Below are 25,305 nucleotides of genomic sequence, written 5' to 3'. Positions count from 1 at the left end.
CGCGGGCATGACGTCCAATCGCCCCTATCTGCTGCGGGCTATCTACGATTGGATCAGCGATAACGGCCTCACCCCTTACGTGCTGGTGGATGCCGCCCAACCGGGTGTCCACGTGCCCGCCCATGTAGTGAAGAACGGCCAGGTGGTGCTGAACCTCGCCATGCGCGCGGTGGCGAACCTGGATCTGGGCAACGACCGGATCGCCTTCCAGGCTCGTTTCTCCGGTGTCAGCCAGTCCATCGCGATTCCCGTGCAGGCGGTCCTGGCGCTGTACGCGCAGGAAAATGGCCAGGGCATGATGTTCCCGGCTGACGAGAACGATGCGCCGGCAGCGAATGCCTCCGATGCCTCGGAAGGCGCCGACGAAGCGAACGAATCGACCCAGCCAACCGGCGGCGACGACGACCGCCCGAGGCGCGGCGCCCCCCACCTTCGCGTCGTAAAGTAGGAGCGCGCCCTGCGCGCGACATCTTTTCGCGAAGAGCAACAGGTCCTGTAGCTCACGGCCTCAACGGCGTCGCGCGCAGGGCGCGCTCCTACCGGGTCGCGGCTAGTGCAGGCGTCGGCGGTCCGCCAGCGACACCACATTCCCCGTGTGCACGAACGCATCGGTCGCCACCACGGTCTCAAGCTCGGGCGCGCCTGACAGCGGCAGCGAGAAGCTGGCGATATCGTTCCCCGCCATCCATAGCCGCGCCGCCTGCCGCGACTGTCCATCCTCGCTCACCTCGAACGCATAGCAGCGCTCCAGGCGGCGCACGCCGTCCACGCCCTGCCAGCGGATGGCGCGCAGGCCCACGCTCTGGTCTAGCAGTTGCAGCCCATGCCGCTTGCACAGCGCGATGGCGGCGCGTACCGCGATCTCCCGCGCACGGGTCAGGCGATACCAGGCGGCCACGCCAGCGGCGAGGACAAGCAGCCAGATGAGATCAGTGAGGGAGGACATGTCGAGAGTGTGTGGCCGCGCCGAGCCCGCCACAAGTCCCCCGCGCGGCTTCCACCCAAGCATGTAGGAGCGCGCCCTGCGCGCGACATCTTTTCGGATCAGTCCCCAGGCTTGCGCGCCAGCTCCAGGCCACGGCCCCAAAACATGTCGTACCCGACGCGGGCATAAACGCGCAGGGCGCGCTCCTACAGGTCGAGGCGGAGGGAGAGGTCGATGGCCCGGATGTGCTTGGTCAGCGCGCCGCTGGAAATGAAATCGACGCCGGTCTCGGCGATGGCGAGGATCGTATCGATCTCGACGTTGCCTGAAACTTCCAGTGGAATGCGCCCCGCCGTATACGCTACGGCCTCGGCCAGCATCTGCGGGGTGAAGTTATCCAGCAACGCGCGGTCGGCGCCGGCGGACACCGCCTCCGCCAGTTCGTCCAGCGTTTCCACTTCGACGATGAGCGGCAGGTCCGGATGGATCGCTCGCACGGCACGTACGGCAGCGGAGATCCCACCCGCGGCGATGATGTGGTTTTCCTTGAGCATCATCGCGTCGAACAGCCCGATGCGGTGATTGGTGCCGCCACCGCAACGCACGGCGTACTTCTGCGCCCGGCGCAAGCCGGGAATCGTCTTGCGCGTATCCAGTACGCGCGTGCGCGTTCCGGAGATGGCATCCGCGTACTGCGCGGTCACCGTCGCCGTCGCGCAAAGCAGCTGCAGGAAATTCAGCGCGGAACGTTCCGCCGTCACAAGGGCGCGCGCCTTGCCGGCGAGGCGGCACACTGCCGTACCCGGCGCCATGCGGTCGCCGTCGCTGACGAGCCATTCGATGCGCACGTCGGGATCGAGCTTACGGAAGCAGGCTTCGAACCAGGCCGAGCCACAGAGCACGGCGTCTTCGCGACAGGTCAGCACCGCGGTGGCGGTGGCGTTAGGGTCGAGCAGGTCGGCCGTCGCATCGCCCGGCCCGATGTCCTCGGCGAAGGCGCGCTCCACATCGGCAAGGATCTCGGTGGCGGGCGGAAGCGCGTCGGCGAGGTGTCGCGAATCGGAGGGGCTCATCGTGTGACAGAAATGATGGAGGAGGGCGCTACCTTAGTAGGAGCGCGCCCTGCGCGCGACATGTTTTAAGGCCATGCCCTGGAGCTGGCGCGCAAACTGCAGGACTGGTGCGAGAAGCTGTCGCGCGCAAGGCGCGCTCCTACCGGAGGGGATCAGGCTTCCGGCTGGCGGAGCTTCTCCACGATGGCGTCCATCGCGCGGTCGAACAGCAGGGTGGAATCGAGCACGCGTGCCGTGCCATTGGCGAAGGCCTGGGCGAGGCCGCCGAGGCTGTGGTCGGCCACCTTGAGGCCGCGGCGATTGACGAAAAGGTAGCGGCCACTGATCGGGCTGATCCAGGACAGCTTCGCGCGATCGGTGGTGCCGTCGGCGGCGGTGAACTCGAGCCACTGGCCCACCTTCAGCTCGCGTGCCTGCGCGAGGTTGCGTTCGTCGAAGGCCTCGTCGAGGAGGGAGTCCACCTCGTCGTCTGGCTCCGGCGCGGCCATCGGTTCATCGATGGCCTGGATCGCTTCCGGCAGCGGCATCACGCTGGCGACGATCGTTCCCGAGGCTGTCTCCGGCGCGGCTTCGCCCAACTGCTGGCGATAGAACGCGTGCAACTGGCCGAGCAATTGCTCGGTATCGGCGTCCTGGAACGCTACCGCGGCGAGGCCGCGACGCAAGCCGCGTTCGATACCCGGCAGCATGGCGCGCAGGTCGCGGCGGTCGTTGAGGTCGTGCACCGAACGCGCACTGGCGATGAATTCGTCGATGAAGCGCAGCGATTCGCGAAACTCGTGCGATTCCTCGCCCTGGCGGAGCAGGGTGAGCACGATGTAGTTGGCCCAGGCGCGAGTAAGCACGCCATAGATGAGCGGCGGCAACGATGCTCCGCCAACCCGGCCGACGATCTCGTGTGCGGCACGGCGACGAGCCTGCTCGAGCTTCTCGCGGCCACGGGTGGATTCGGCCACGCGCTGCTCGGCCAGCTCCGCACGCTTGCGGCTGACGTCGAGGAAATCCTGCAGTTCGGCGGCCAGCTTCGTGAAGATGCCAACGTCGTCGTCGAAGTCGTGCAGAAGGCGCTCCACGATCGACTTCACCTTGTCGAACAGCCGCGCGTCGCGATCGGCATCGGCCGACCAGCCCTTCGCGGCGTCGGCCAGCGCGTCCAGCAGCTGGCGTGCCGGATGCGACTTGTGAGCGAATACGCGGCGATCGATCAGGGCGACCTTGAGATAGGGAATCTGCAGGCGCGCGAGCATCACCTGCATCTCGGCCGGCAGATTGTGGTCCTCGAGGATGAACTCGAAGAGCATGCCCACCAGGTCGATGGTGTCCTCGTCCATGCCGGACACGTGCGCGGTCTGCTGGCCGCGCAACTGGCCGATCTGGGTAAGCAGTTGCTCCTTCAGCTGGGCAACATCGCGGGTGACGTCGGCCTGTGTAGCCAGCGGCGCCGCGTTCGTCGGCAGCACCGCGATCTGACTCTGCAGCAGGGTCAGCGCACCGAGCAGTTCGGTGGGGCTGGGCAACGGGCCCGTGACCAGCGGCAGGCCGCCACCGCCGATCGAACCCGCTTCGCCACGACGCGCGGAGAACAGCGCATGGAGCGATTGCATGAACTCCGCGGCCGCCGCATCGGTCACTGGCGCGGTCGTCTGCGCCGGCGCGGTGGCGGTCGACACCGGACCGATCGGTGCCGGTGCATCGCTGCGCCGGGTCGGGATCTCGTGGCGCAGTTGCGGCAGGACACCCGCGGCGGCCAGTTCGTTGTTGATGTCGTCGTAGAGCTCGTCGATGCCGGCGAGCACGTAGCGGTCGAACAGCTTGTAGATGATCAGCTTGACCCGAACCTCGACCATCAGCTCGCGCATCGCCTGGCGGAACGCGCCGGCGAGGGAGGCCGGGCCGACCGGATTGCTGGCGTCGTCCATCTTGGCGCCGCCGCAGATCACCGACAGGCGCTGGTTCACGGCGAACATGGCGCGCGCGAGGCGCTGCTCGTTCTTGCCGATCATGCTGGTGATGGCGAGCGATTCCTCGAGTTCGTTCTCACCGACGAGGCTGAGCTCGATGTTGGCGAGCGGACGCGTGCTCGCGTCGCTGTCCGGGGCGCGCGTACGGCCCGCGGAAAAATCGGCCAGGTCGCGCGCAACCTGGCCGAGGAAGGTGCGTTCGACGATCGCGCGCTTCTTGCGCACTTCCCGCATGCCGTCGAAGAACTGCGTCTGGGCCGCGTTGTTCTCGGCCTTCTCGGCCAGGTCGAACAGCGCGTCGTCGATGTTCTCGAACATGTTCGAGGCCAGCGCGTGCAGCCGCTTGGTCGCCAGGCCGCGCACCGTCACCAGCAGCGCGCCCACGCGTTCACTGCGCGGGTCTAGGCGCTGACTCAGGTCGACGACGTTGGACGGCTCGCTCGCGTTGTTCATCGCGCATCCTGGATGTGTACTGGCCCCCGCCCGAGGCGCCATTGTGCGGGAACGAATGCTTTATAGCGTGACTTGCATCACGGATTTTGTGCGCGACCGCTTTCCTGAGTAAAGCCCGCCAGTTGGAGGGTACCAATGCCTGCCTCGGGGAGCATGACGGGAATGCCGTCCTCGACCCGGTATACGAGCTGGCCGTCGGTGGTGATCAGGCCTTCGGAGACCGGCTCGGCGACCTTCTCGCCGGCCACCGTGTCGACCGAGCCGGCACGGATGGCGTTGTTGAGCTGATCGCGCTCCGCCGCGGAAAGAGGGCGGAGGGGGCGCTTGCTGACCGGGCAGCACAGGATGTCGAGGAGACGCTTGTCCATGGATAGGGCCGCCGGAGGGCCACCTGATGAAAAGAATGCCTTTACAATAGCGACTTTTGGGTGCTCCGGCCATGACTTCCAACGGCGGTAACGAAGCGGACAAGCCACGCGTCGGCGTGGTGATGGGCTCGCGTTCGGACTGGGAAACGATGGAGCATGCCTCCACCACGCTGACCCGCCTGGGCATCGTCCACGAGGTTCGCGTGGTCTCCGCGCACCGCACACCGGACCTGCTCTTCGACTATGCCGACGCGGCGCGCGATCGCGGTATCCAGGTGATCGTCGCCGGTGCCGGCGGCGCCGCGCACCTGCCGGGCATGCTGGCCGCGAAGACACCGCTGCCGGTCTTTGGCGTGCCAGTACAGTCCAAGGCCCTGAGCGGCATGGATTCCCTGCTTTCGATCGCGCAGATGCCAGCCGGGGTCCCGGTGGGCACCCTGGCCATCGGCCGGGCGGGTGCCGTCAACGCCGCGCTGCTGGCCGCCTCGGTGCTGGCCCTGCATGATCCCGCGGTGGCCTCGGCCCTGGACGCCTTCCGCGCCGAACAGACTCGCACTGTCCTGGACGATCCGGACCCGCGCTCATGAGCCGCACGCTTCCCACCGTAGGCATCCTCGGGGGCGGCCAGCTCGCCCGAATGCTGTCCCTGGCCGCGGCGCCGCTGGGCATCCGCACCCTGGTGGTCGATCCTTCGGCCGAGGCCTGCGCGAGCCAGGTGACCGAACTCACCGTCGCCGAGTGGAGCGACGAGGCCGCCCTGGCCGACTTCGCCCGTCGCGTCGAGGCGGTCACCTTCGATTTCGAGAACGTACCGGCGGTCACGGCCGAGCGGCTGGCGGGCCAGGTCGTCGTCCATCCCAATCCACAGGCGCTGGCCGTGGCGCAGGACCGCCTTGCCGAAAAGACCCTGTTCCGCGAATCAGGCCTCGACACCGCCGAGTTCGCCGCGGTGGACACGCGCGACGACCTGGTGGCCGCGGTCGGGCGCATCGGGCTTCCCGCGATCCTGAAGACGCGCCGCCTCGGCTACGACGGCAAGGGCCAGTTCCGCCTGAAGGCACCAGCCGACGTCGATGCCGCCTGGGCGGCACTCGGCGAAGCCGCTGCCAGGCATGGCCTGATCCTCGAGGCGTTCGTTCCCTTCGACCGTGAACTGTCGGTGGTGGCCGTGCGCGGACGCGACGGCGAATTCCGCACCTGGCCGCTCACCCGCAACTGGCACGTCGACGGCGTGCTGTCGCTGAGCCTGGCTCCCGCGCCGGGCACGTCCGACGAACTCGAGCAGGCTGCCATCGCGCAGGCGAAGGCCATCGCCGAGCGGCTCGATTACGTCGGGGTGTTCGCGCTGGAGTTGTTCGTCCGTGGCGGGGAACTGTTGGGCAATGAAATGGCGCCGCGCGTGCACAATTCGGGGCACTGGACCATAGAGGGTGCGCATACCAGCCAGTTCGAGAACCACATCCGGGCGGTGCTGGGCCTGCCACTGGGCGACACCGGCGTCCGGGGGGCGAGCGCGATGCTCAACTGGATCGGCGCCATGCCCGATCCCACGCCGGTGCTGTCTGTCGCCGACGGTCACTGGCATGACTACGGCAAGGAAGCGCGTCCGGGCCGCAAGGTCGGCCACGCCACGATCTGCGCGACCGATGCCGGCAGCCTGCGGGCGAAGCTGGTGGAAGTGGGGGCGGGGCTGGGGCGTGAGGCCCAGGTAGCCCCGGCCATCGAAGTATTGGGCTAAACATCGAAGTAGTGGCTAAAACACTGCCGCGACACGAATTGTAGGAGCGCGCCCAGCGCGCGACAGCTCTTCGCCCCAGTCCCACAACTTGCGCGCCAGCCCCAGGATTCGGCCTCAAAATATGTCGCGCGCAGGGCGCGCTCCTACGAAAAAGGCCGGGTCGTGGGACCCGGCCTTTTCCGAATTCAGGCGAGGTTCTTCGCCGCGAAGTCCCAGTTGACGATGTTCCAGAACGCTTCCAGGTACTTCGGGCGGGCGTTGCGGTAGTCGATGTAGTACGCGTGCTCCCACACGTCGGCCGTGAACAGCGGCTTGTCGCTGCCGGTGATCGGGGTGGCCGCATTCGAGGTGTTCACGATGGCCAGCGAACCGTCCGGGCGCTGCACCAGCCAGGTCCAGCCCGAGCCGAAGTTGCCGGCGGCCTGCTTGCTGAACTCTTCCTTGAACTTGTCGACCGAGCCGAAAGCCTTGTCGAGGGCGTCCTTCAGGGTGCCGGCCGGCTCCGAGGCCTGCGCGGCCGGGCGCATGGACTGCCAGTAGAAGGTGTGGTTCCAGGTCTGCGCGGCGTTGTTGAAAATGCCGCCCGAGGACGTCTTGACGATCTCTTCCAGGCTCTTGTCCTCGAACTCCGTGCCCTTGATCAGGTTATTGAGATTCGTGACGTAGGCCTGGTGGTGCTTGCCGTAGTGGAACTCCAGCGTCTCGGCGGAGATGTGCGGCTCCAGGGCATTCTTCTCGTAAGGGAGCGGGGGAAGTTCGAACGCCATTGCGGGACTCCTTAGCGGTGGCTGGGGGAAAGGGACTGATACACTATGCAACTACTCGCATTCTAATGATGAAAACCGAGCTATGGACGTCGTAGACGAGATCAAAGCCATCGCGGGGGCCCATCCGATCGTGCTTTTCATGAAAGGTACGCCGGAATACCCCACCTGTGGCTTCTCCGATCGCGCGGTGAAAGCCTTGCAGGCCGCGGGCGCGACGTTCCATTTCGTGAATGTGCTGGGGAATCCGCGCATTCGTGCCGGCCTGCCGCACTACTCGAACTGGCCTACCTTCCCGCAACTGTTCCTCCTCGGCGAGTTCATTGGCGGCTGCGACATCGTCGAAGACCTGCACGCCGCGGGCGAGCTGAAGCGCATGGCGGCGGATGTCGCCGGAGCGGCCTCTTGAGTGCCTTGCCGTCGGCGCGCCTTCCCGAAGGCTGGGCCCCCGCACCTGGCGCACTGACCGGCCGCGTCGTCATCGTTACCGGCGCCACGGGTGGCCTGGGCGGCGAAACCGCGAAGGCCGCGATGCGCGCCGGCGCCACGGTGGTCATCACTGGCCGCAAGCTCCGCGCGCTGGAGAAGGTCTACGACGAGCTCGTGGCGCTCGGTGCCGGCGAACCGGTGATCCATCCACTCGACCTGGAAAGCGCCACGCCGAACGACTACGCCGCGCTGGCCGAAGGCATCGAGAAGGAATTCGGCCGCCTGGACGGCATCGTGCATGCGGCAGCGCATTTCAACGAACTCACGCCCATGGCGATGCACAAGCCGGACGACTGGCTGCGCACGATGCAGGTAAACGTCTCCGCACCGTTCGCGCTCACCCAGGCTTGCATGCCCCTGCTGACCAAGGCGGACGACAGCGCGGTGGTTTTCGTCCTCGACGATCCGGACCTTGTCTCGCGTGCGCATTGGGGCGGCTACGGCGTGTCCAAGGCGGCGGTGGAGCGCATGGCCGCCGTGCTGCATGCCGAGAACGCCCGTGGCGCGCTGCGCGTGCACGCGCTGCTTCCGCCGCCGATGCGCACCGCGCTTCGACGCGCGGCGTACTACGGCGAGAACACGCTGGAAAAACCGCTGCCCACGGCCTCGGCCGAAGCCATCGTCTACCTGCTTTCCGGTGCCGGTGTGGATGCGCGCGGCACCGTGCTCGATATCCGCGACTAAGGAGCTGTACCGATGGAAACGCAGATGACGACCTTGTCAGCGGGCATCCTGCTGTTCCTGATCATGGACCCGCTGGGCAATATTCCGTTGTTCCTTGCCCTGTTGAAAGACGTCCCGCCGCAGCGCCGGCGCAAGGTGATGATCCGCGAACTGCTGATCGCCCTGGCTGTGCTCGTGGCTTTCCTGTTGGGTGGACAGTACATCCTCAAGGTGCTGCAACTGCGTCAGGAGTCGGTGAGCATCGCCGGCGGCATCGTGTTGTTCCTGATCGGTATCCGCATGGTCTTCCCGCCGGTGGAAGGAGGAGTGTTCGGCAAGCTGGGCGAGGGCGAACCGTTCATCGTGCCCATGGCCATCCCGGGTGTGGCCGGCCCTTCGGCCATGGCCGCCCTGCTGCTTCTGACCAATTCCCAGCCGGGCCGTACGGCGGAGTGGGGCATCGCGCTGTTCCTGGCCTGGCTCGCCACGGCGATCATCCTGCTCAGCTCCACGTTCCTGTTCCGCTGGCTGGGCGAAAGCGTGCTCACCGCCATGGAGCGATTGATGGGCATGCTGCTTATTGCCTTGTCCGTTCAGATGTTTCTCACAGGCTTGTCCGCTTATCTGCATATCGCCGTCTGAACCACCTTCGGCACATTGTCGCAATAACATACGTAGCGGTAGGGTTACTGTCATAATTGCCCGCGAGCATGTGGACGTCTAAAGGGAGCCCCGAGCCATGCTGAGCATCGATCAGACCCTGCTGGAACGCGTTCCCTGGCTGGCGCAGCATCCGCGCCTTCGCAAGCCGATCGTCGGCATGCTGGAAAGCCTTGCCCAGGAAGGCCGTTTCAACCGGACGCTGGAACTGGCCGGCACGGCGAAGGGTTTCGACTTCTGCGAGAAAACGCTCGACAACCTCGGCGTCAGCTGCAGCGTCACCGAACGCGAGCGCGAGAACATTCCGGTCGAAGGGCCGCTGATCGTCGTCGCCAACCATCCGTTGGGCATGGTCGACGCGATCGCGCTGGTCCAGCTGATCGGTTCGGTGCGTCGCGACGTGCGTATCCTTGGCAACGACGTGCTCGCCGCCGTGCCGCAACTGGGTTCGCTGCTGCTACCGGTGGACGTGTTCGGTAAAGGCGCCACCTCGAAGATGCGCGCCTTGTTCCGTTCGATCGAGGCAGGCGAAGTCCTCATCATGTTCCCCGCCGGCGAAGTCTCGCGCGTGCGCCCCGGCGGCGTGCGCGATGGCAAATGGTCCGACGGCTTCGCGCGCATCGCCATGCGTGCCGGCGTGCCGGTGCTTCCGGTCCATATCGCGGCGCGCAACTCGGTGGCTTTCTACGGCCTGTCCATGCTGGCCAAGCCACTGAGCACGGCGATGCTGCCGCGCGAGGCCACCTCGGGCCGGCAGCGCGTAGGCTTCCGCATTGGCAAATTGGTAGATCCGGAAGAACTGAAGCAGGCCAGCGGCGGCTCGTCCGAGCAGGCCGCCAGGCTCATGCGTCGCCACGTGTATCGCGTGGCACGCCAGCGTGGCCTGATCTTCGGCGGACAGACGCCGCTGGCGCACCCTGAACCCGTCGAACGCGTCGTCGCGGAACTCGACAAGGCAGAGCTCCTGGCCGAACTGCCGGACGGCAAGAAAATCCTGCTGTTGGCGGGTTCCACGGACAGCTACGCCCTGCGCGAGATCGGTCGCCTGCGCGAACTTACCTTCCGCCGCGTGGGCGAGGGCACCGGCAAGCGGCGCGACCTCGATGCCTACGATCCGCTCTACGAGCACCTGGTGCTGTGGGACGCGAAAGCGCTGCGCATCGTCGGCGCGTATCGCTTCGGCCATGGCGGTCGACTGATCGCCGAGCACGGCATGCGCGCGCTGTACACCTCCAGCCTGTTCGATTACTCGCCGGCACTGGAATCGCGCCTCGCCCAGGGCCTGGAACTCGGACGCAGCTTCATCGCACCGGCGTACTGGCGCTCGCGCGCGCTCGACCAGCTCTGGCAGGGCATCGGCCTCTACCTACAGCGCCACCGGGACCTGCGTTATATGTTCGGTCCGGTAAGCATGTCCGTGAACATGCCGCGCGAGGCGCGCGAGTGGATCGCCGCGGCGCACCAGCATTTCTTCGGTGCGCAGGGCCTGGCCGCCGCCCGCCGGCCGTTCGTGATCCCGGAATCGACCCTCGACTCCGTTCGCCGCGAACTGGAAGGTCTGGATCCGGCCGCCGGCCTGGGCAAGCTCAAGCATCGCCTGGATGCCCTCGGCGTCACCTTGCCGGTGCTGTACCGCCAGTACGTAGACCTCGTGGAACCGGAAGGCGTGCAGTTCCTCGCCTTTGGCGAGGATCCGGACTTCGCCGGGTGCGTCGACGGCCTGGTGATGCTGGACCTGGATTCCCTGAAGCCGGCCAAGCGCTCGCGCTACCTGGGCAAGGCCGCCTGAGGGTCCCCGTGAGGGGGTAGGAGCGGCCATGGCGGCGAGACACCTCGTCCCAGTGTCAGCCTTTTGTGACACCTCGCAAAGCAATCCAGCGACCTCGGTGGTTCTTACAACGAACCGCCCTAATGCCGATTACCTCGAAAAAACTTACTGGATGTCAGTAGGTTATGTACCAAGATCGTGCAAGTAAGAAAAAGTGGTATTTATCGAAACTGCGTGAAAACGTTACAAATTTGTCATAGAATGCCGTTAAAGTTGGCTTAACAACTGTCGCGACCGCGTCCCGAAAGGGGGACCGGGTACACCGAGACGACACAGCCAGGGATCGGGGTTTCCAAAACGAAGCGAGCGACCCGGCCAAAGCGCCGGTAGCTATTTGTTTGGCCAAAAACTTTTTCGTTGCAAGCCACAGGGTAGATTTAATGAATAGCCGAGTCCGCGCCAAACTTCTGCCGTTTGCGATCGCATCGCTGCTCGCGGCGCCTGCCTTCGCGCAGGAAACGTCCTCGACCGTCAGCGGTCGTGTCGTCGACGCCAGCGGCCAGCCGGTCGCCAACGCCAACGTCGTCATCGTGCATGAGCCCTCGGGCACGTCGAAGACGACCACCACCGACGCGAACGGCCGCTACTCGGCCCAGGGCCTGCGCGTCGGCGGTCCGTTCGACGTCACCGCAACCAAGGACGGCATGCCGTCGGTTCGCCAGGACAACGTGTACCTGCAGCTGGGCAGCGATACCGCAGTGAACCTCATCGCGACCGCCGCCAGCGCTGCCGATGCCACCGCGTTGGGCGGTGTCACCGTTTCGGCCGTCTCGGGCCGGTTCAACGCCGAGAACAAGGGTCTGGGCACCAACATCTCGCAGAGCGAACTGAAGGCCGCGCCGTCGCCGAGCCGCAACATCGCCGACATCGCCCGCCGCGATCCGCGCGTGAACGTCGACCACGGCACGGGTGCGATCTCGGCCAACGGCCAGAACACCCGCCTCAACAACATCAAGGTCGACGGCCTTGGCGTGGGCGACCCGTTCGGCCTTAACTCCACCGGCATGCCGACCGTCGGCTCGCCGGTATCGCTCGACACGATCGACTCGTTCAACATTTCGACCGCCAACTACGACGTCGCTTCCGACACCGTCGGCGCCGAAATCAACGCCGTCACCAAGTCGGGTACCAACGAATTCCACGGTTCGGTCTACTACGGCTTCAAGAACGCCAGCAGCATGGTCGGCGACGCCGGCTGGCTCGACGATAACAAGGAATACCGCGAGTTCGACCGTAACTGGACGGCCGGTGCCACCATTGGCGGCCCGATCATCAAGGACAAGCTGTTCTTCTTCGCCGGTTACGAAAAGGAAGAAGTCACCGGTCTGAGTTCGGGCGCCGTGAACGGCCTCGATCCGTCGCTTTCGTCCTCGACCAGCAACAAGATCGCCCCGGGCGACCTGCAGAGCATCATCGACGCCGCCGGCCGCCTGGGCCTGCAGCCGGGCGCGCTGGGCGCGAACGCCGGTACGCTGACCGACAAGCGCTACATTGCCAAGATCGACTGGAACATCACCGACGGTCATCGCATGAACCTTGCGTACTCGCGTACCAAGGAAGTGAAGCCCAACCCGCAGGGTAACTTCCCCGACGCCGTGGGCCTGTCGAGCTACTGGTACACCGTCAACACCGACATCAAGAATTACACGCTGCAGTCGTTCGACGACTGGACCGACAACTTCTCCTCGGAGACCAAGGTCGGCTACAGCGATTACCAGCTGAATCGTTCGGTGCCGTTCCAGCAGCCGCAGGTCGGCGTGCGCATCAACGGCACCGATTTCGGCACGAGCGCCAGCGGTCCCACCGTCAACCTCGGCGAAGACCAGTTCAGCCACTACAACGTCGCCTCGGTGAAGACCTTGAATGCGATGTGGGCCGGTACGCTGTATCTCGACGAGCACACCATCAAGGGTGGGTTCGAGTGGGAGCGCAACCGCATCTACAACCTGTTCGGTCGCACGGAATTCGGCGCGTACACCTTCGGCAACGATGGTCTGACCAATTTCCCGGCAGGCCTGTACAGCAACTATTCGCTGTACCAGCCGGCACCGGGCTATTCGCTCAACGACATCGCCGCCCAGTGGGAGCTGCGCCGTCATACGTTCTTCCTGCAGGATACCTGGCAGCCGACCGATAACCTGTCGGTGCAGTTCGGCTTCCGCGTCAACAAGTACCTGACCGACGACAAGCCGACCTACAACCCGACCTTCGAGCAGCGCTTCGGCTTCAGCAACGCGAGCACGATCAACGGCTCGCAGCTCGTCGAACCGCGCCTGTCGTTCAACTACTCGTTCGACAGCGAATACAAGACCCAGCTGCGTGGCGGCGTGGGCCTGTTCCAGTCTGATCCGCCGACCGTGTGGATGACGAACCCATACCAGAACAACGGTATCAACATCGTCACGTACTCTTACGATCGTCAGGAGGACGGCATCACGTGCAAACTCGGCAAGCAGCTCCTGCCGTGCCCGGCGTTCAGCCCGGATCCGCACAACCAGCCGACCAGCGGCCCGGGTACGGTCCCGCAGATGGCTGTCGATACCGTCGACAAGAACTTCAAGCTGCCGAGCGTGTGGAAATCCTCGCTGGCCTTCGATCGCGAACTGCCGTGGCAGGGCATCATCGCCAGCATCGAATGGCAGCACCTCGACGTGCAGGACGGCATCCTCTACCAGAACCTCAACCTCGGTGATCCGACCGGCATCATGCCGGACGGCCGCTTCACCTATGCCGGTTGCATCGGCGGTTCGACGCCGGTGGGTGGTTCGACGGGCGTGGATTGCGCGAAGGTCACCAACGGCGTGAACAACCTCAACGGTGCGAACACGGGTGGGTCGAATGCCCGGTCCCGTGCGGATGGTCGCTTTGCCCAGGGCGTGACCTACCTGACCAACACCAAAAAGGGCGGCGCCGACACGGTGACCCTGTCGTTCACCAAGCCGATGGCGGACGGCTGGTCGTGGAGCGTCGCGGCCACTGGCGGTCACTCGACCGAAGTGAATCCGGGCACCTCGAGCCAGGCCACCTCGAACTATTCGAACAGCGCCTGGTTCAACCCGAACGAAGACGTGGCTTCCACGTCCAACACCAATATCGCGCGTCGCCTCAACGCCTCGCTCACGTGGCAGCACAACTTCTTCGGCGACTATGCCACCACGGTCAGCGCGTTCTACGACGGGCATGACGGCGTGCCGTACAGCTGGATCTTCAGCAACGACGCCAACGGCGACAGCTACTCGAAGGATCTGGCATATATCCCGGCCCGCGGCGATGGCACGGTCTTCATGAACGCCAAGGGCACGGCTCCCGCGTCGCAGGCGCTCGTCGACCAGTTCTACAAGTTCGTCCAGGGCGACGATTACCTGCGCAAGCACCAGGGTGACGTGGCGCGTCGCAACGGGGCGCAGTCGGCCTGGGTGAACCAGATCGACCTCAGCCTGAGCCAGGAAATTCCGGGCATCTTCAAGGGCAACAAGGGCGAGATCCGTCTCGACGTGTACAACTTCCTGAACCTGGTGAACAAGGATTGGGGCCAGCAGTCGTACATCGGCTTCCCGTACACCCGTAACCTCGCCGCTTTCGGTGGCGTGGACCCGGCCACGGGCAAGTACGTCTACAACCTGCCGACGGATGCCAACGGCAACTACCAGCCGAGCCAGAAGGCCGTCTACGACGCCCCGACGGACACCAGCGCCACCAAGGTGAACCCGGTTTCGCGTTGGTCGGCCATGCTGACCGTGCGCTACACGTTCTAAGCGAAGGAATCACTTCGCAGGATCAAGGGCCGGTATCCGAAAGGGTGCCGGCCCTTTTTTTGGGAGGAGGCTTCCCCGACTTGACCCCCGCCGACCACTCGCGTGATCCTAGGCGGTCCGCCCCCACCCCGGGGCGGGGTTCGCCGCTAATTCGCGGTCAGAAGGACGTAATACCCATGAATGCCATCCAGTTCGGGGACCCGGTCAGCTGCAAGACCGTCAGCGCACGCGTCTCGCCGGCCGGCGGCCTCGACATCCTCTCCCGCAACGAGGTCGCGCGCCTGCGCGACGCCAGCGGGTCCGGTCTGCACCAGCTGCTGCGCCGCTGTGCGCTGGCCGTGCTGACTTCCGGCAACCTCTCCGACGATCCGGGCACGATCTTCGAGCAGTACCCCGACTTTGACATCCAGGTGCTGCAGGAAGACCGCGGCATCAAGATCGAACTGAACAGTGCCCCGGAGCAGGCCTTCGTCGACGGCCGCATCATCCGCGGCATCAATGAACTCCTCGTCGCCGTGGTGCGCGACATCGTCTACGTGTCCACGCAGCTGGAAGCCGGCGCGTTTGACCTCGACGACACCGTGGGCATCACCCATGCCGTGTTCGAGATCCTGCGCAACTCGCGCATCCTGCGGCCGCAGGTGGATCCGAACCTCGTCGTCTGCTGGGGCGGCCATTCCATCTCGCGCGACGAGTACGAATACACCAAGCGCGTGGGCTACCAGCTCGGCCTGCGCGGCATGGACATCTGCACGGGTTGCGGCCCGGGCGCGATGAAGGGTCCGATGAAGGGCGCGACCATCGCCCACGCGAAGCAGCGCCGCAAGGGCAACCGCTACATCGGTGTGACCGAGCCCGGCATCATCGCGGCCGAGTCGCCGAACCCGATCGTGAACAACCTCGTGATCATGCCGGACATCGAGAAGCGCCTCGAAGCCTTCGTCCGTCTCGGTCACGGCATCATCGTGTTCCCGGGCGGCGTGGGTACCGCGGAAGAAATCCTGTACATGCTCGGCATCCTGCTGCTGCCGCAGAACAAGGACATTCCGTTCCCGCTGATCTTCACCGGTCCGCAGAAGTCGGCGGCGTACTTCGAGCAGATCGATCGCTTCCTGCGCCTGGCGCTCGGCGACGACATCGCCCGGAGCTACAAGATCATCATCGACGATCCGACCGCGGTCGCCCATGCGATGGTGTCCGGCATCGACAAGGTGCGCAAACATCGCCTGGACAACAAGGACGCGTTCTTCTTCAACTGGGCGCTCGACATTCCGTTGTCGTTCCAGCAGCCGTTCCGGCCCACGCATCAGGCGATGGCCGGTCTTGCGCTGCATCGCGGCCGCCCACGCCACGAGCTTGCCGCCGACCTGCGGCGCGCGTTCTCCGGCATCGTCGCGGGTAACGTCAAGGAAGAGGGCGTCAAGGCGATCGAGCAGTACGGTCCCTTCGTGATCGACGGTGAGGCCGAGATCATGCGCGCGCTGGACAACCTGTTGCAGGCCTTCGTCGAACAGCACCGCATGAAGCTGCCCGGCGGCACGGCCTACGAGCCCTGCTACGTCGTTCGTACCTGAGTCAAGGGCCGGGGCGGTTTCGTGCTGCCCTGGCCTTCCCGTCGCTGAACGTGACACGGAGGCGGGGCTCCCGCGTCACGCCTCCTAGACGGTATGTCGCGCGAGGATGCGGCTCACTGGCCCACTGCCGGAGACCCGCAATGCTTTTGACCATCCTACTCATCGTCCTCATCATCGCCCTCATCGGCGGCTTGCCCACCTGGGGTTATTCCAGCGGTTGGGGCTACGGTCCCAGCGGCGGTATCGGCGTCATCCTGGCCATCGTGCTCATCTGCTGGCTGCTTGGCGTATTCTGATCGACCCAAGCGGGGCGGGCGAGTAGCACCGCCCCCGCTGTCGACGGCGCGGAGTCGCCTGCTGGAGTCCGTTGCCGTGCCCCGACCGTATCGCCCCGTACCCGACACCGAGAGGCCGCCACCCGGCACCTCGCCACCGCCGTACGAGCACGAACCCGTCGAACGGCCGGGCCCCGATCCGGATACCGACGGCAAGCCGGTGGAGACCTGATGGCCTCACGTCGACCCCGCTGGCCAGGCGCCATTCTTCCCCGCTCCTTCTTCCACCGCGACGCGCGCGTTGTCGCTCCAGAACTCCTCAACAAGGTCCTCGCCTGCGCCGACGGGCGGGCGGGGCGCATCGTTGAGGTGGAAGCCTATGTCGGCGCCATCGACCCGGCCGCGCACACCTTTAGCGGCAAGACGAAGCGCAATGCCGTGATGTTCGGACCGCCCGGGCACATGTATGTGTACTTCACTTATGGGATGCACTGGTGCTGCAATACCGTCTGCGGCGACGAGGGCGAGGGCTCGGGCGTGCTCATCCGGGCGCTGGAACCGCTGGCCGGCATCGAACGGATGCGTGAGGCCCGCCCCAAGGTACGGCGTGACCGCGAGCTGTGCAGCGGGCCTGCTCGCCTGACCCAGGCGCTGGGCATCACGGGCGAGCAGAACGGCATCGACCTCATCGGCGCGCGCGACGGGTACACCGTGCTCGACGATGGCACGCCACCCCCGGAGAACGTGCCCGGCTCGGCGCGCATCGGCATCCGCGAAGGCACCGATCTCTTGTGGCGCTGGCTGGTCGCGGGGAATCCGCACGTTTCGCGGGCGTGATCCGGCGCTGTCACCCGGGCTCACCGGCTTGGCCTCGTTGCGGGAAGCGGTATACGCTCCCGTATCCCAAGACAAGGAGCTCCCATGAAGCGTGTCGCCGCCGCACTCATCCTCGCCTCGCTCGCCGCCACTGCCATGGCCGATACGTATCGGTTCGGCTCCCAGGTGATCTCCACAGGCGACAGCGAAGGCCGCCTGCGCCAGGTAGCCGGCAAGCCGGACCGGGAAACGCCGATCGAGACCCGCCGCGGTGGTCTGGAGGGCTACCGTCTGGAGTACTACCGGCGGGGCAAGTCCATCCAGATCGAAGTGATCAATGGCAAGGTGGCGTCCATCACGCAGCTCGATAGCTGATGATTTCAGACTGGGGACAGTAAAGGAGCCTTCACGGTTTCGTGAGCCCCCCGTGGTTACGGTGCGCGCCCGGGGTAAAGGTAAGCCATGAAACGCGACGACATCGACGAGCTCCGGCGCAGCCACGAACAGTTCCGTCTGCTCGTGCAGGGTGTCGCGGATTACGCCATCTATATGCTGGACCCTGAAGGCAACGTGTCCAGTTGGAACTCAGGCGCGGAACGCATCAAGGGTTACCTTCCCGGCGACATCATCGGCTCGCATTACTCGGCGTTCTACACGCCGGAAGACGTGGAGCGCCGGGAACCGTGGAAAAACCTGAAGGCGGCCCGCGAGAAAGGACGCCTTGAAACCGAAGGTTGGCGCGTTCGCAAGGACGGCACCCGGTTCTGGGCCCATGTGATCCTGGACCGCATCGACGACGACAGCGGTGAATTCATCGGTTTCGCCAAGGTCACCCGCGACGTCACCGAGAAGCGCAATACCGCGCTTGCACTCGAGCAGGCCCGCAATGCGCTGTTCCAATCGCAGAAGCTCGAGGCTGTCGGCCAGCTTACCGGCGGCGTGGCCCACGATTTCAACAACCTGCTCATGGCCATTCACGGCAATCTCGATCTGCTCATGCAGGTGGACGACATGCCTGCCCGGGATCGTACGCTGGTAACGAATGCCTTGAGCGGTGTTCGCCGCGGCGTCGCCCTTGTCCAGCGGATGCTCGCCTTCGCCCGCCGGCAGCAGCTGCACCTGGCGCCGGTAAAGCTCTCCGAACTCGTTTACGGCATGTCCGACCTCATGCGCACGTCGCTGGGCCCGGGCGTGCTGGTGGAAGCAAGCTTCCCCTTGTCCCTGCCGCCGGTGCTCGCGGATTCGAACCAGCTCGAATTATGTCTGCTGAACCTCGCCGTGAACGCGCGCGATGCCATGCCCGACGGCGGTACCCTGAACATATCGGCCAAGCCTGAAGATATTCGCGATCCCGACGGATCGGGGCTCAGTCCCGGCCAGTACGTACGTCTTTCCGTGACCGACACCGGCGAGGGCATGGATGCCGCGACCCTGGATCGTGCCACCGAACCGTTCTTCACCACCAAGGGCGTGGGGAAGGGCACCGGCCTGGGTCTTTCGATGGTGCATGGCATCGTGCAGCAATGCGGTGGCAGCCTGAAGCTCAGCAGTTCCCGGCCAGGAGGCACGACGGTAGACATCTGGTTGCCACGCGCGCTACCTGCGGCAGCTGTGATCGAGCCGCCCGGAACCGTCGCTCCCGTGCCGGAAGCCCGCAGGGCCGAGGTGTCGGTAGAACCGGTTTTGGCTACCTCGACATCGGTCCTCGTCGTCGATGACGATCCTCTGGTGCTGTCCACGACCGTGGAAATGCTCTGTTTCGAAGGCTACGACGCCATCGGTGCATCGTCGGCGAAGCAGGCGCTGAAGGTACTCGGCGAGTCGCCGTCCGTGTCGGTGCTGGTCACTGACCATGCGATGCCGGGTATGACCGGCATGGAACTGGCCGCGCACGTGGCGGAAGCCTATCCGGATATCCACGTGGTCCTCGCCAGCGGTTATGCCGAATTCCCGGAGCAAACACCGACTGTCCATGCGCGCCTGCAAAAGCCGTACGGCCGCGCCGACCTGCTTGCCGCCATGCGCGGTTCGTAAGGCTATATCAAAGAAAAATGATTCTTCGCGTATGTCCGGGGATAGCCCTGAAGGCTCGGCTTCGCCATCGCGTTGGGTTCTTGGCGTTGAGGTATGGAGAGTCGCCGCGCGCCACCCCGGTGGGAGCCGCCCCTACCCTGGAGCCGACCCTACCCTACCCTGGTGGGAGCCGACCCTGTCGGCGATGGGTGCTCGCGACACGCTTGCCCACTGCCGCGGGATAGCCGCTGAGATACCCCCGGAAATGCGCGAAGAAACAGAAAAAAGGCCGTGCATCGCTGCACGGCCTTTCAAAACCTGGCGCCCGAAGTTCGACTCGAACCAACGACCCCCTGATTAACAGTCAAGTGCACGATGTAGATTTTTCAACATGGTGCGACTGTTTAATTTACACAAACAAGGCATCTGCGACCTAGGACGATCAGCTACTTAGGCGGGTTTTTTACACGCTTTCCGGCCACATCCACAGTGGCCACCGAGTGGTCGTAGTGCTCCACCATCTGCCGGGTCTTATGCCCGCTGGCCTGCTGCTTATCGTCGGCGTTGCCCTCGGTGTCGGTGATGCCACGGTGCTTCAGCCCGTGCATGCCGAACTGCTCGCCCTCAAGCATTACCCCCGCTTCCAGGGCCTGCGCGACCGCCCGCCGCCACGCGCTGTTCATGGCGCTCTTGCTGACGCGCATGTCGCGCGCAATGCGTCGGAAGGAATCCATCGGTAAATCTTGGGCTATCCCTGTCTCATAGCGAGCGACCAGCAATCGTGCCATTACTTGGAGCTTTTCGCAGGTTAGTTGACACCTGAGCCGTTAGACTTGTAGCCTCGACTCACTTACTTGGAGCTTTGGAATGCAAGACGAGTACATGCAACGGCTGGTCGCCTTGGGGGAAGCCTTTACGCCCGGCTCGCCGGTCAACAACCAGGACCTGTTTTCGGGCCGAAGTGAGCAAATCCAAAAGATCCTGGGTGGCGTAACCCAGCGGGGCTACCACGTTGTGCTGTACGGGGAGCGAGGCGTCGGCAAAACGTCGCTCGCAAACTTCACGTCGCGCATCTACAGCAACAGCCCCGGCACGTTGATCGCGAAGGTGACCTGTGATGCCGGAGACAACTTCACGTCGATCTGGAAAAAGGCCTTTAAGGAAATCACGTATGCGACGCCCAAGGCCGGCATTGGCTTCGCGCCTACGCCCGAGGCGACCGTCGCCGCTCTTTCTGACTATCTGCCGGACGTTACAAACCCAGACGATGTTCGCCGCATGCTGGCGTCCCTGGCAGCCGAGAAGACGGTGCTCATCATTCTCGATGAGTACGACCGGATCGTGGATAAGCTGACGTCGACCCTCATTTCCGACACCATCAAGGTGCTATCGGACAACGGCACGAATGCAACCCTGATGTTGATCGGCGTGGCCGACTCCGTAAGCGACCTGATCGAAGGGCACCAATCGATTGAGCGCGCGCTCGTCCAGATCCCTATGCCGCGGATGTCCAATCAGGAGATCGGCCAGATCATCGATAAGGGTGCGGCGATCTTGAAAATGGATGTGGACGCTGACGCCCGATCCATGATCGTCAAACTCTGTCAGGGCGTGCCATACGTCGCGCACCTTCTCGGCCTTCACTGTTTCAAATCCGCGATTGCTTCCGGTTTGACCACCGTCAGTATGGAAAATGTGAGGCTTGGAATCTCCGCTTCGCTCGATCAATGGCACGAGTCGATCAAGAAGGCACATTACGACGCTACGAAGAGCCACCAGCCGGGAAATATTTATCGCGAGGTCCTGTTGGCTTGCGCGCTGAGCGACGTTGACGAGCTTGGCTATTTCACCGCCGCTAACGTACGCACGCCTCTTCGCGAGATTGCAGGCCGGGAATACGAGATCCCGAACTTCGCCGCGCACCTCAAGCAGTTCAGCGAGGACCAGCGAGGCAACGTGCTGTCGCGCGAGGGTACGAAACGTCGATTTAGGTACCGGTTTACGAGCCCAATGATGCGCCCTTACATCATCATGCGCGGCTACGTCGATGGGCTGCTCAAGTGATGAGCTTCAACGGCTACCTATTGGTACCCCTCGTCCGCCGACCGTTTGCCTTCGCGAAGGATTTCGGATGGCGTTGACCCCTTCCGCGGCAAAAGCCCTGGCATCGTATTGCGTTCAGGCGTCCGAGGCCGGCGATCCTCCGCGGGCTACGATCAAAGGGGCCGTAGTCCTGACGATCGAGCAGCAGGAGGGGATAACCTACTACCTGAGCGCGTTTTGGGCTGGCGACGTTAAATGCCCGATCGTGCTCGACTTGAAACCGCAGCATGGGTACCGAAGCCGCGTGCTGAAAGACGGGTTCACCGGAGACCAGTACGCCGAGTGGCTCGCGGTTGGATGCTCAGACGTGGCCGAGGTCTCGGCAGATAGAAACGGCCGGCCTAACCTTATCGTTCGCGCTGTTGATGATGGGCGGCGCGTCACGTACGACGTGATGGTGCCGATCCGTTCGACCCAAGATGGCTATGTTCACATTGACGACGTGATTCCGCTGGGACTGCCGGGCAAAACCAAGGCATAAAAAAACAGCCCTCTCGGCTATCCCCTAGACCGTCTCGCGACGCTGAACTATGGGGCGCTGTTGGGCTGCCGAAACAGTATCGGGACTTCTGACCAAGCTGTCAATCGATGGAACTGAACGTTTCCACCGGGCGTTCAGGCCGCTGTTTTTTTACACATCAATTTACACATCAGGCAAAAGAAAAGGGCCTGCATCGCTGCAAGCCCTTTGAATACCTGGCGCCCGAAGTTGGACTCGAACCAACGACCCCCTGATTAACAGTCAAGTGCTCTAACCGGCTGAGCTATTCGGGCGGGGAGCCACGTATTTTGTGGAACTGGGAAGGGGCTGTCAAGCGTCGTCAGCGCCTCCGTGAAAGGGCCTTGGCGCAAAGCGCCGCGTCGTCAGGCGCTGCGGCTTTGCGTCGAGGCAGGCCGGCATTGGAGACGGTGACGGCGATGGCGGTGGCCGGGCGTCCGCGCACGCAGAGGACGATGGTCTGGTTGGTCCCCGGAGCGGTTCCATTCCGCGCGAAGTCGATTTCGTGCCTGCCGGAGCGGCGCAGGGTGCCGAGTTTCCCGTCCAGAGCGGGCGTGAAAGTGAGGATATCGCCGCTATGCATGTCCCGGCCGATCCAGCCGCGGGTCCAGTCGGCCGAAGGTGAGCAGATGCGCCCGTCGCCGCTGGCGCAGACGCGAATCTCATGGTCGCGCCATACCGCCGTGGAGCGGGCCTTTAAAAGGGTGCCGAGCAGGTCGTCGGCCGCCACCCGCAGCCTGTGGCGCGCGATCGCTTCGTTCAGGGAGAGCGCGGCAAGGCTGCCGATGAGGCCGACGATCGCCAGGACGACGAGGAGCTCGATCAGGGTGACGCCACGTGGGCGGGGACGGGGCATGTTCCGCGAGGCGTGGAGGGGCCGTCGACCATGTCCGAATTTGCCCAGGCCGCCCATCGGTGCGCCACATCACGGCGTGTAGGCGCCGGCGCTTTAAACTTGACGTCCGAACCAGCATATCGTCAGCCATGACCGATCGCTTCCAGCTCGTCTCCCCCTTTCAACCCTCCGGTGACCAGCCCGAGGCCATCAACCGCCTCACGGAAGGGTTCGAGGCGGGACTGGCCGCGCAGACCCTGCTGGGCGTCACAGGCTCGGGCAAGACCTTCACGATTGCCAATGTGATCGAGAAGATCCAGAAACCGACCATCGTGCTGGCGCCGAACAAGACGCTGGCCGCGCAGCTCTACGGCGAATTCAAGGAGTTCTTCCCGCACAACGCGGTGGAGTACTTCGTCAGCTACTACGACTATTACCAGCCGGAGGCCTACGTGGTCGCCTCGGACACCTTCATCGAGAAGGATTCGAGCATCAACGACCATATCGAGCAGATGCGCTTGGCGGCCACGAAGGCATTGCTGTCGCGGCGCGATTCGCTGATCGTCGCGACCGTCTCGGCCATCTACGGCCTCGGCGATCCGGAGGACTATATGAGCCTCCGGCTGATCCTGTCACGCGGTGAGCATATCGAGCAGCGCGCGCTGATCCGCCAACTCACCGAGTTGCAGTACGTGCGCAACGAGATGGAACTGCGCCGCGGCACCTACCGCGTGCGTGGCGAAATTGTCGACGTGTTCCCGGCGGAATCCGAAGCCGAAGCCCTGCGCATCGAGCTGTTCGACGGCGATGTGGAAAACCTGTCCCTGTTCGACCCGCTGACCGGCGAAGTGCTGCGCAAGGTGCCGCGTTACACCGTGTATCCGAAGACCCACTACGCGAGCACACGGCAGAGCGTGCTGAACGCGATGGAGACGATCAAGGTCGAGCTGTCGGAGCGGCTCGAGCAGCTGTATCGCGACAACAAGCTGGTGGAGGCGCAGCGCCTCGAGCAGCGCACGCGATTCGACCTGGAAATGATGGCCGAGGTGGGTTTCTGCCAGGGTATCGAAAACTATTCGCGGCATATGACCCGGCGCGGACCGGGTGAGCCGCCGCCGACGCTTTTCGATTACTTGCCGCCCGATGCGCTCATGGTGGTGGACGAATCGCACGTGACCGTGCCGCAGCTCGGCGCCATGTACAAGGGCGATCGCTCGCGCAAGGAAACGCTGGTGGAGTTCGGCTTCCGCCTGCCGTCGGCCATGGACAACCGGCCGCTGCGTTTCGAGGAGTGGGAACGCCGCGCGCCGCGTGCGATTTACGTCTCGGCCACGCCGGCGAAGTACGAGATAGAACGCTCCGACGATAACGTCGTTGAGTTGGTCGTACGCCCGACTGGCCTTATCGACCCCGAGGTGGAAGTGCGTCCGGTGCGCACCCAGGTGGACGACCTGCTTGGCGAGATCCACAAGCGTGTCGCGATCGGTGACCGCGTGCTGGTGACCACGCTGACCAAGCGCATGGCGGAGAACCTCACGGACTACCTCTCCGAGCACGACGTGAAGGTGCGCTACCTGCACGCCGACATCGAGACCGTGGAGCGCACGGAAATCATCCGTGATCTCCGCCTTGGCGAGTTCGACGTGCTGGTGGGCATCAACCTGCTGCGCGAAGGCCTCGACATGCCGGAGGTGTCGCTGGTGGCGGTGCTCGATGCCGACAAGGAAGGCTTCCTGCGCTCCACCCGCTCGCTGATCCAGACGATCGGCCGCGCTGCGCGCAACGTTCGCGGCAAGGCCATCCTGTACGGGGACGAGATCACGGGCTCGATGAAAGAGGCCATGGATGAGACGGCCCGCCGCCGCGAAAAGCAGAAGGAATACAACGAAGCCCACGGTATCACCCCGACGACCGTGGTCCGCCGCATCGCCGACATCATGGAGGGTGCGCGCGCTGACTTCGGCTCGCGCGGCGGCAAGGGCAAGAAAGGCAGGGAGGCGAAGAAGGTGGCCGAGGAGGCTGCCGACTACGCCGCGCTCAGTCCGGAACAGGTGGGCTCCACGATCAAGAAGCTCGAGGCGCGCATGTACAAACACGCCCAGAACCTGGAGTTCGAGGAGGCCGGCAAGCTGCGCGACGAAATCCACCGCTTGCGGGAACGCGCCCTGCGCTGAGAGCTAGCCCTGGAGCCCTTCGGACCCCTTGCGAACCCCGGCAGGGGCCGGTAAACTGCGCAGCTCTTCGGGCGGTTAGCTCAGCGGTAGAGCACTACCTTGACATGGTAGGGGTCACAAGTTCGATCCTTGTACCGCCCACCACTTTCCTTCGCGGCAAGTGGCACGAAGACCGCCAGAAAGGAGCCAGTGGCTCCTTTTTTTATGTGCGCCCGGCAGGGCGCACCTGCTAGGAGGTGAAAGTCCTCTACCCACCCGGCAAGGGGAAGGGTTAGCCAGAGGCAAGGGCGATTCGGGTGACTGGTCGTCTGAAGGAAGCCCGAGGCAAAACGCTGGCCT

The 25,305-nt window shown here is 64.5% G+C and carries 24 protein-coding genes and 2 tRNA genes; 18 read left to right on the top strand and 8 right to left on the bottom strand.

The genetic code is table 11. The features are described 5' to 3' along the window. The first annotated feature begins 7 nt into the window (after positions 1-7). Positions 8-448 carry a ClpXP protease specificity-enhancing factor gene (locus VGM71_RS05615; RefSeq protein ID WP_414675094.1) on the top strand — a complete coding sequence of 147 codons (441 nt, stop codon included), beginning with the start codon at positions 8-10 and terminating at the stop codon, positions 446-448. A 102-nt stretch (positions 449-550) separates the two neighbouring features. Here VGM71_RS05615 and VGM71_RS05610 read toward each other — a convergent pair whose 3' ends face one another. From VGM71_RS05610 to VGM71_RS05595, 4 genes are all read right to left on the bottom strand, one after another. Continuing rightward, positions 551-946 (bottom strand): DUF3301 domain-containing protein, encoded by a 396-nt coding sequence (locus VGM71_RS05610; RefSeq protein ID WP_331542849.1) that lies wholly within the window; start codon positions 944-946, stop codon positions 551-553. 185 nt (positions 947-1,131) lie between these two features. After that, positions 1,132-1,998, bottom strand: a complete 867-nt coding sequence (gene nadC, locus VGM71_RS05605; protein ID WP_331542847.1) for a carboxylating nicotinate-nucleotide diphosphorylase — start codon at positions 1,996-1,998, stop codon at positions 1,132-1,134. A gap of 152 nt (positions 1,999-2,150) precedes the next feature. Next, positions 2,151-4,412 (bottom strand): DUF1631 domain-containing protein, encoded by a 2,262-nt coding sequence (locus tag VGM71_RS05600; RefSeq protein ID WP_331542845.1) that lies wholly within the window; start codon positions 4,410-4,412, stop codon positions 2,151-2,153. Positions 4,413-4,489: 77 nt separating this feature from the next. Next, positions 4,490-4,780 (bottom strand): Trm112 family protein, encoded by a 291-nt coding sequence (locus tag VGM71_RS05595; protein WP_331542843.1) that lies wholly within the window; start codon positions 4,778-4,780, stop codon positions 4,490-4,492. Between the two features lie 71 nt (positions 4,781-4,851). Here VGM71_RS05595 and purE point away from each other — a divergent pair, with 71 nt between their 5' ends. Together purE and VGM71_RS05585 are read left to right on the top strand one after the other, a co-directional pair. Further along, a complete protein-coding gene (gene purE, locus VGM71_RS05590; RefSeq protein WP_331542841.1) occupies positions 4,852-5,367 on the top strand; it encodes a 5-(carboxyamino)imidazole ribonucleotide mutase in 516 nt (171 codons plus the stop codon). After that, entirely contained in the window at positions 5,364-6,518 is a 1,155-nt protein-coding gene (locus VGM71_RS05585) for a 5-(carboxyamino)imidazole ribonucleotide synthase (RefSeq protein ID WP_331542839.1), read from the top strand. Before purE ends, VGM71_RS05585 begins: the two co-directional genes overlap by 4 nt. A 185-nt stretch (positions 6,519-6,703) precedes the next feature. On the opposite strand, the gene VGM71_RS05580 is transcribed toward VGM71_RS05585, so the two are convergent. After that, complete coding sequence (locus VGM71_RS05580) at positions 6,704-7,285, bottom strand: superoxide dismutase (protein ID WP_331542837.1); 582 nt, start codon at positions 7,283-7,285, stop codon at positions 6,704-6,706. Positions 7,286-7,367: 82 nt separating this feature from the next. Here VGM71_RS05580 and grxD point away from each other — a divergent pair, with 82 nt between their 5' ends. The 11 genes from grxD to VGM71_RS05525 all read left to right on the top strand — a co-directional run bounded on the left by grxD (position 7,368) and on the right by VGM71_RS05525 (position 19,376). Next, the gene (gene grxD, locus VGM71_RS05575; protein WP_331542835.1) at positions 7,368-7,691 is read left to right on the top strand and encodes a Grx4 family monothiol glutaredoxin; all 324 of its coding nucleotides are present in this window, start codon (positions 7,368-7,370) and stop codon (positions 7,689-7,691) included. Next, positions 7,688-8,455, top strand: coding sequence for an SDR family NAD(P)-dependent oxidoreductase (locus VGM71_RS05570; RefSeq protein WP_331542833.1), 768 nt, complete (start codon positions 7,688-7,690; stop codon positions 8,453-8,455). Before grxD ends, VGM71_RS05570 begins: the two co-directional genes overlap by 4 nt. 12 nt (positions 8,456-8,467) lie before the next feature. Then, positions 8,468-9,076: a YhgN family NAAT transporter gene (locus VGM71_RS05565; protein ID WP_331542831.1), complete on the top strand. Its 609-nt coding sequence runs from the start codon at positions 8,468-8,470 to the stop codon at positions 9,074-9,076. Between the two features lie 97 nt (positions 9,077-9,173). Next, positions 9,174-10,883 carry a lysophospholipid acyltransferase family protein gene (locus VGM71_RS05560; RefSeq protein ID WP_331542829.1) on the top strand — a complete coding sequence of 570 codons (1,710 nt, stop codon included), beginning with the start codon at positions 9,174-9,176 and terminating at the stop codon, positions 10,881-10,883. 419 nt (positions 10,884-11,302) lie between these two features. Then, positions 11,303-14,677, top strand: a complete 3,375-nt coding sequence (locus tag VGM71_RS05555) for a TonB-dependent receptor (RefSeq protein ID WP_331542828.1) — start codon at positions 11,303-11,305, stop codon at positions 14,675-14,677. Between the two features lie 176 nt (positions 14,678-14,853). Next, positions 14,854-16,251, top strand: a complete 1,398-nt coding sequence (gene ppnN, locus VGM71_RS05550) for a nucleotide 5'-monophosphate nucleosidase PpnN (RefSeq protein ID WP_331542827.1) — start codon at positions 14,854-14,856, stop codon at positions 16,249-16,251. Between the two features lie 140 nt (positions 16,252-16,391). Further along, a complete protein-coding gene (locus VGM71_RS05545; RefSeq protein ID WP_331542826.1) occupies positions 16,392-16,547 on the top strand; it encodes a DUF3309 family protein in 156 nt (51 codons plus the stop codon). Between the two features lie 76 nt (positions 16,548-16,623). Then, positions 16,624-16,758: a hypothetical protein gene (locus VGM71_RS05540; RefSeq protein WP_331542825.1), complete on the top strand. Its 135-nt coding sequence runs from the start codon at positions 16,624-16,626 to the stop codon at positions 16,756-16,758. Continuing rightward, positions 16,758-17,363 (top strand): DNA-3-methyladenine glycosylase, encoded by a 606-nt coding sequence (locus VGM71_RS05535; RefSeq protein ID WP_331542824.1) that lies wholly within the window; start codon positions 16,758-16,760, stop codon positions 17,361-17,363. Before VGM71_RS05540 ends, VGM71_RS05535 begins: the two co-directional genes overlap by 1 nt. An 84-nt stretch (positions 17,364-17,447) precedes the next feature. Then, complete coding sequence (locus tag VGM71_RS05530; protein ID WP_331542823.1) at positions 17,448-17,717, top strand: DUF2845 domain-containing protein; 270 nt, start codon at positions 17,448-17,450, stop codon at positions 17,715-17,717. Between the two features lie 87 nt (positions 17,718-17,804). After that, complete coding sequence (locus VGM71_RS05525; RefSeq protein WP_331542822.1) at positions 17,805-19,376, top strand: PAS domain-containing sensor histidine kinase; 1,572 nt, start codon at positions 17,805-17,807, stop codon at positions 19,374-19,376. 425 nt (positions 19,377-19,801) lie between these two features. On the opposite strand, the gene VGM71_RS05520 is transcribed toward VGM71_RS05525, so the two are convergent. Further along, complete coding sequence (locus VGM71_RS05520; RefSeq protein ID WP_331542821.1) at positions 19,802-20,089, bottom strand: hypothetical protein; 288 nt, start codon at positions 20,087-20,089, stop codon at positions 19,802-19,804. 133 nt (positions 20,090-20,222) lie between these two features. Here VGM71_RS05520 and VGM71_RS05515 point away from each other — a divergent pair, with 133 nt between their 5' ends. Further along, the gene (locus VGM71_RS05515) at positions 20,223-21,419 is read left to right on the top strand and encodes an ATP-binding protein (protein ID WP_331542820.1); all 1,197 of its coding nucleotides are present in this window, start codon (positions 20,223-20,225) and stop codon (positions 21,417-21,419) included. Positions 21,420-21,486: 67 nt separating this feature from the next. Continuing rightward, positions 21,487-21,939 carry a hypothetical protein gene (locus VGM71_RS05510; protein ID WP_331542819.1) on the top strand — a complete coding sequence of 151 codons (453 nt, stop codon included), beginning with the start codon at positions 21,487-21,489 and terminating at the stop codon, positions 21,937-21,939. Positions 21,940-22,155: 216 nt separating this feature from the next. Here VGM71_RS05510 and VGM71_RS05505 read toward each other — a convergent pair. Next, a tRNA-Asn gene (locus VGM71_RS05505) sits at positions 22,156-22,232 on the bottom strand. 47 nt (positions 22,233-22,279) lie between these two features. Further along, positions 22,280-22,813 (bottom strand): GspH/FimT family pseudopilin, encoded by a 534-nt coding sequence (locus VGM71_RS05500; RefSeq protein WP_331542818.1) that lies wholly within the window; start codon positions 22,811-22,813, stop codon positions 22,280-22,282. Positions 22,814-22,941: 128 nt separating this feature from the next. On the opposite strand from VGM71_RS05500, the gene uvrB reads away from it, so the two are divergent. Both uvrB and VGM71_RS05490 read left to right on the top strand, forming a co-directional pair. Further along, positions 22,942-24,966, top strand: a complete 2,025-nt coding sequence (gene uvrB, locus VGM71_RS05495; RefSeq protein WP_331542817.1) for an excinuclease ABC subunit UvrB — start codon at positions 22,942-22,944, stop codon at positions 24,964-24,966. Positions 24,967-25,035: 69 nt separating this feature from the next. Beyond that, positions 25,036-25,110 (top strand) — tRNA-Val (locus VGM71_RS05490). Positions 25,111-25,305 lie beyond the last annotated feature (195 nt).

It is taken from the genome of Luteibacter sp. (assembly GCF_036499525.1).
Lineage (GTDB): Bacteria > Pseudomonadota > Gammaproteobacteria > Xanthomonadales > Rhodanobacteraceae > Luteibacter.
Note: the sequence above shows the minus strand (reverse complement) of the source record. Positions and strands in the feature narration are given on the sequence as shown.

Bases quoted from the DNA above. Each gene is read 5' to 3' on its own strand.
- VGM71_RS05615 (WP_414675094.1), top strand. From the start codon at position 8: ATGACGTCCAATCGCCCCTATCTGCTGCGGGCTATCTACGATTGGATC.
- VGM71_RS05610 (WP_331542849.1), bottom strand. From the start codon at position 946: ATGTCCTCCCTCACTGATCTCATCTGGCTGCTTGTCCTCGCCGCTGGC.
- nadC (WP_331542847.1), bottom strand. From the start codon at position 1,998: ATGAGCCCCTCCGATTCGCGACACCTCGCCGACGCGCTTCCGCCCGCC.
- VGM71_RS05600 (WP_331542845.1), bottom strand. From the start codon at position 4,412: ATGAACAACGCGAGCGAGCCGTCCAACGTCGTCGACCTGAGTCAGCGC.
- VGM71_RS05595 (WP_331542843.1), bottom strand. From the start codon at position 4,780: ATGGACAAGCGTCTCCTCGACATCCTGTGCTGCCCGGTCAGCAAGCGC.
- purE (WP_331542841.1), top strand. From the start codon at position 4,852: ATGACTTCCAACGGCGGTAACGAAGCGGACAAGCCACGCGTCGGCGTG.
- VGM71_RS05585 (WP_331542839.1), top strand. From the start codon at position 5,364: ATGAGCCGCACGCTTCCCACCGTAGGCATCCTCGGGGGCGGCCAGCTC.
- VGM71_RS05580 (WP_331542837.1), bottom strand. From the start codon at position 7,285: ATGGCGTTCGAACTTCCCCCGCTCCCTTACGAGAAGAATGCCCTGGAG.
- grxD (WP_331542835.1), top strand. From the start codon at position 7,368: ATGGACGTCGTAGACGAGATCAAAGCCATCGCGGGGGCCCATCCGATC.
- VGM71_RS05565 (WP_331542831.1), top strand. From the start codon at position 8,468: ATGGAAACGCAGATGACGACCTTGTCAGCGGGCATCCTGCTGTTCCTG.
- VGM71_RS05560 (WP_331542829.1), top strand. From the start codon at position 9,174: ATGCTGAGCATCGATCAGACCCTGCTGGAACGCGTTCCCTGGCTGGCG.
- VGM71_RS05555 (WP_331542828.1), top strand. From the start codon at position 11,303: ATGAATAGCCGAGTCCGCGCCAAACTTCTGCCGTTTGCGATCGCATCG.
- ppnN (WP_331542827.1), top strand. From the start codon at position 14,854: ATGAATGCCATCCAGTTCGGGGACCCGGTCAGCTGCAAGACCGTCAGC.
- VGM71_RS05545 (WP_331542826.1), top strand. From the start codon at position 16,392: ATGCTTTTGACCATCCTACTCATCGTCCTCATCATCGCCCTCATCGGC.
- VGM71_RS05535 (WP_331542824.1), top strand. From the start codon at position 16,758: ATGGCCTCACGTCGACCCCGCTGGCCAGGCGCCATTCTTCCCCGCTCC.
- VGM71_RS05530 (WP_331542823.1), top strand. From the start codon at position 17,448: ATGAAGCGTGTCGCCGCCGCACTCATCCTCGCCTCGCTCGCCGCCACT.
- VGM71_RS05525 (WP_331542822.1), top strand. From the start codon at position 17,805: ATGAAACGCGACGACATCGACGAGCTCCGGCGCAGCCACGAACAGTTC.
- VGM71_RS05520 (WP_331542821.1), bottom strand. From the start codon at position 20,089: ATGGATTCCTTCCGACGCATTGCGCGCGACATGCGCGTCAGCAAGAGC.
- VGM71_RS05515 (WP_331542820.1), top strand. From the start codon at position 20,223: ATGCAAGACGAGTACATGCAACGGCTGGTCGCCTTGGGGGAAGCCTTT.
- VGM71_RS05510 (WP_331542819.1), top strand. From the start codon at position 21,487: ATGGCGTTGACCCCTTCCGCGGCAAAAGCCCTGGCATCGTATTGCGTT.
- VGM71_RS05500 (WP_331542818.1), bottom strand. From the start codon at position 22,813: ATGCCCCGTCCCCGCCCACGTGGCGTCACCCTGATCGAGCTCCTCGTC.
- uvrB (WP_331542817.1), top strand. From the start codon at position 22,942: ATGACCGATCGCTTCCAGCTCGTCTCCCCCTTTCAACCCTCCGGTGAC.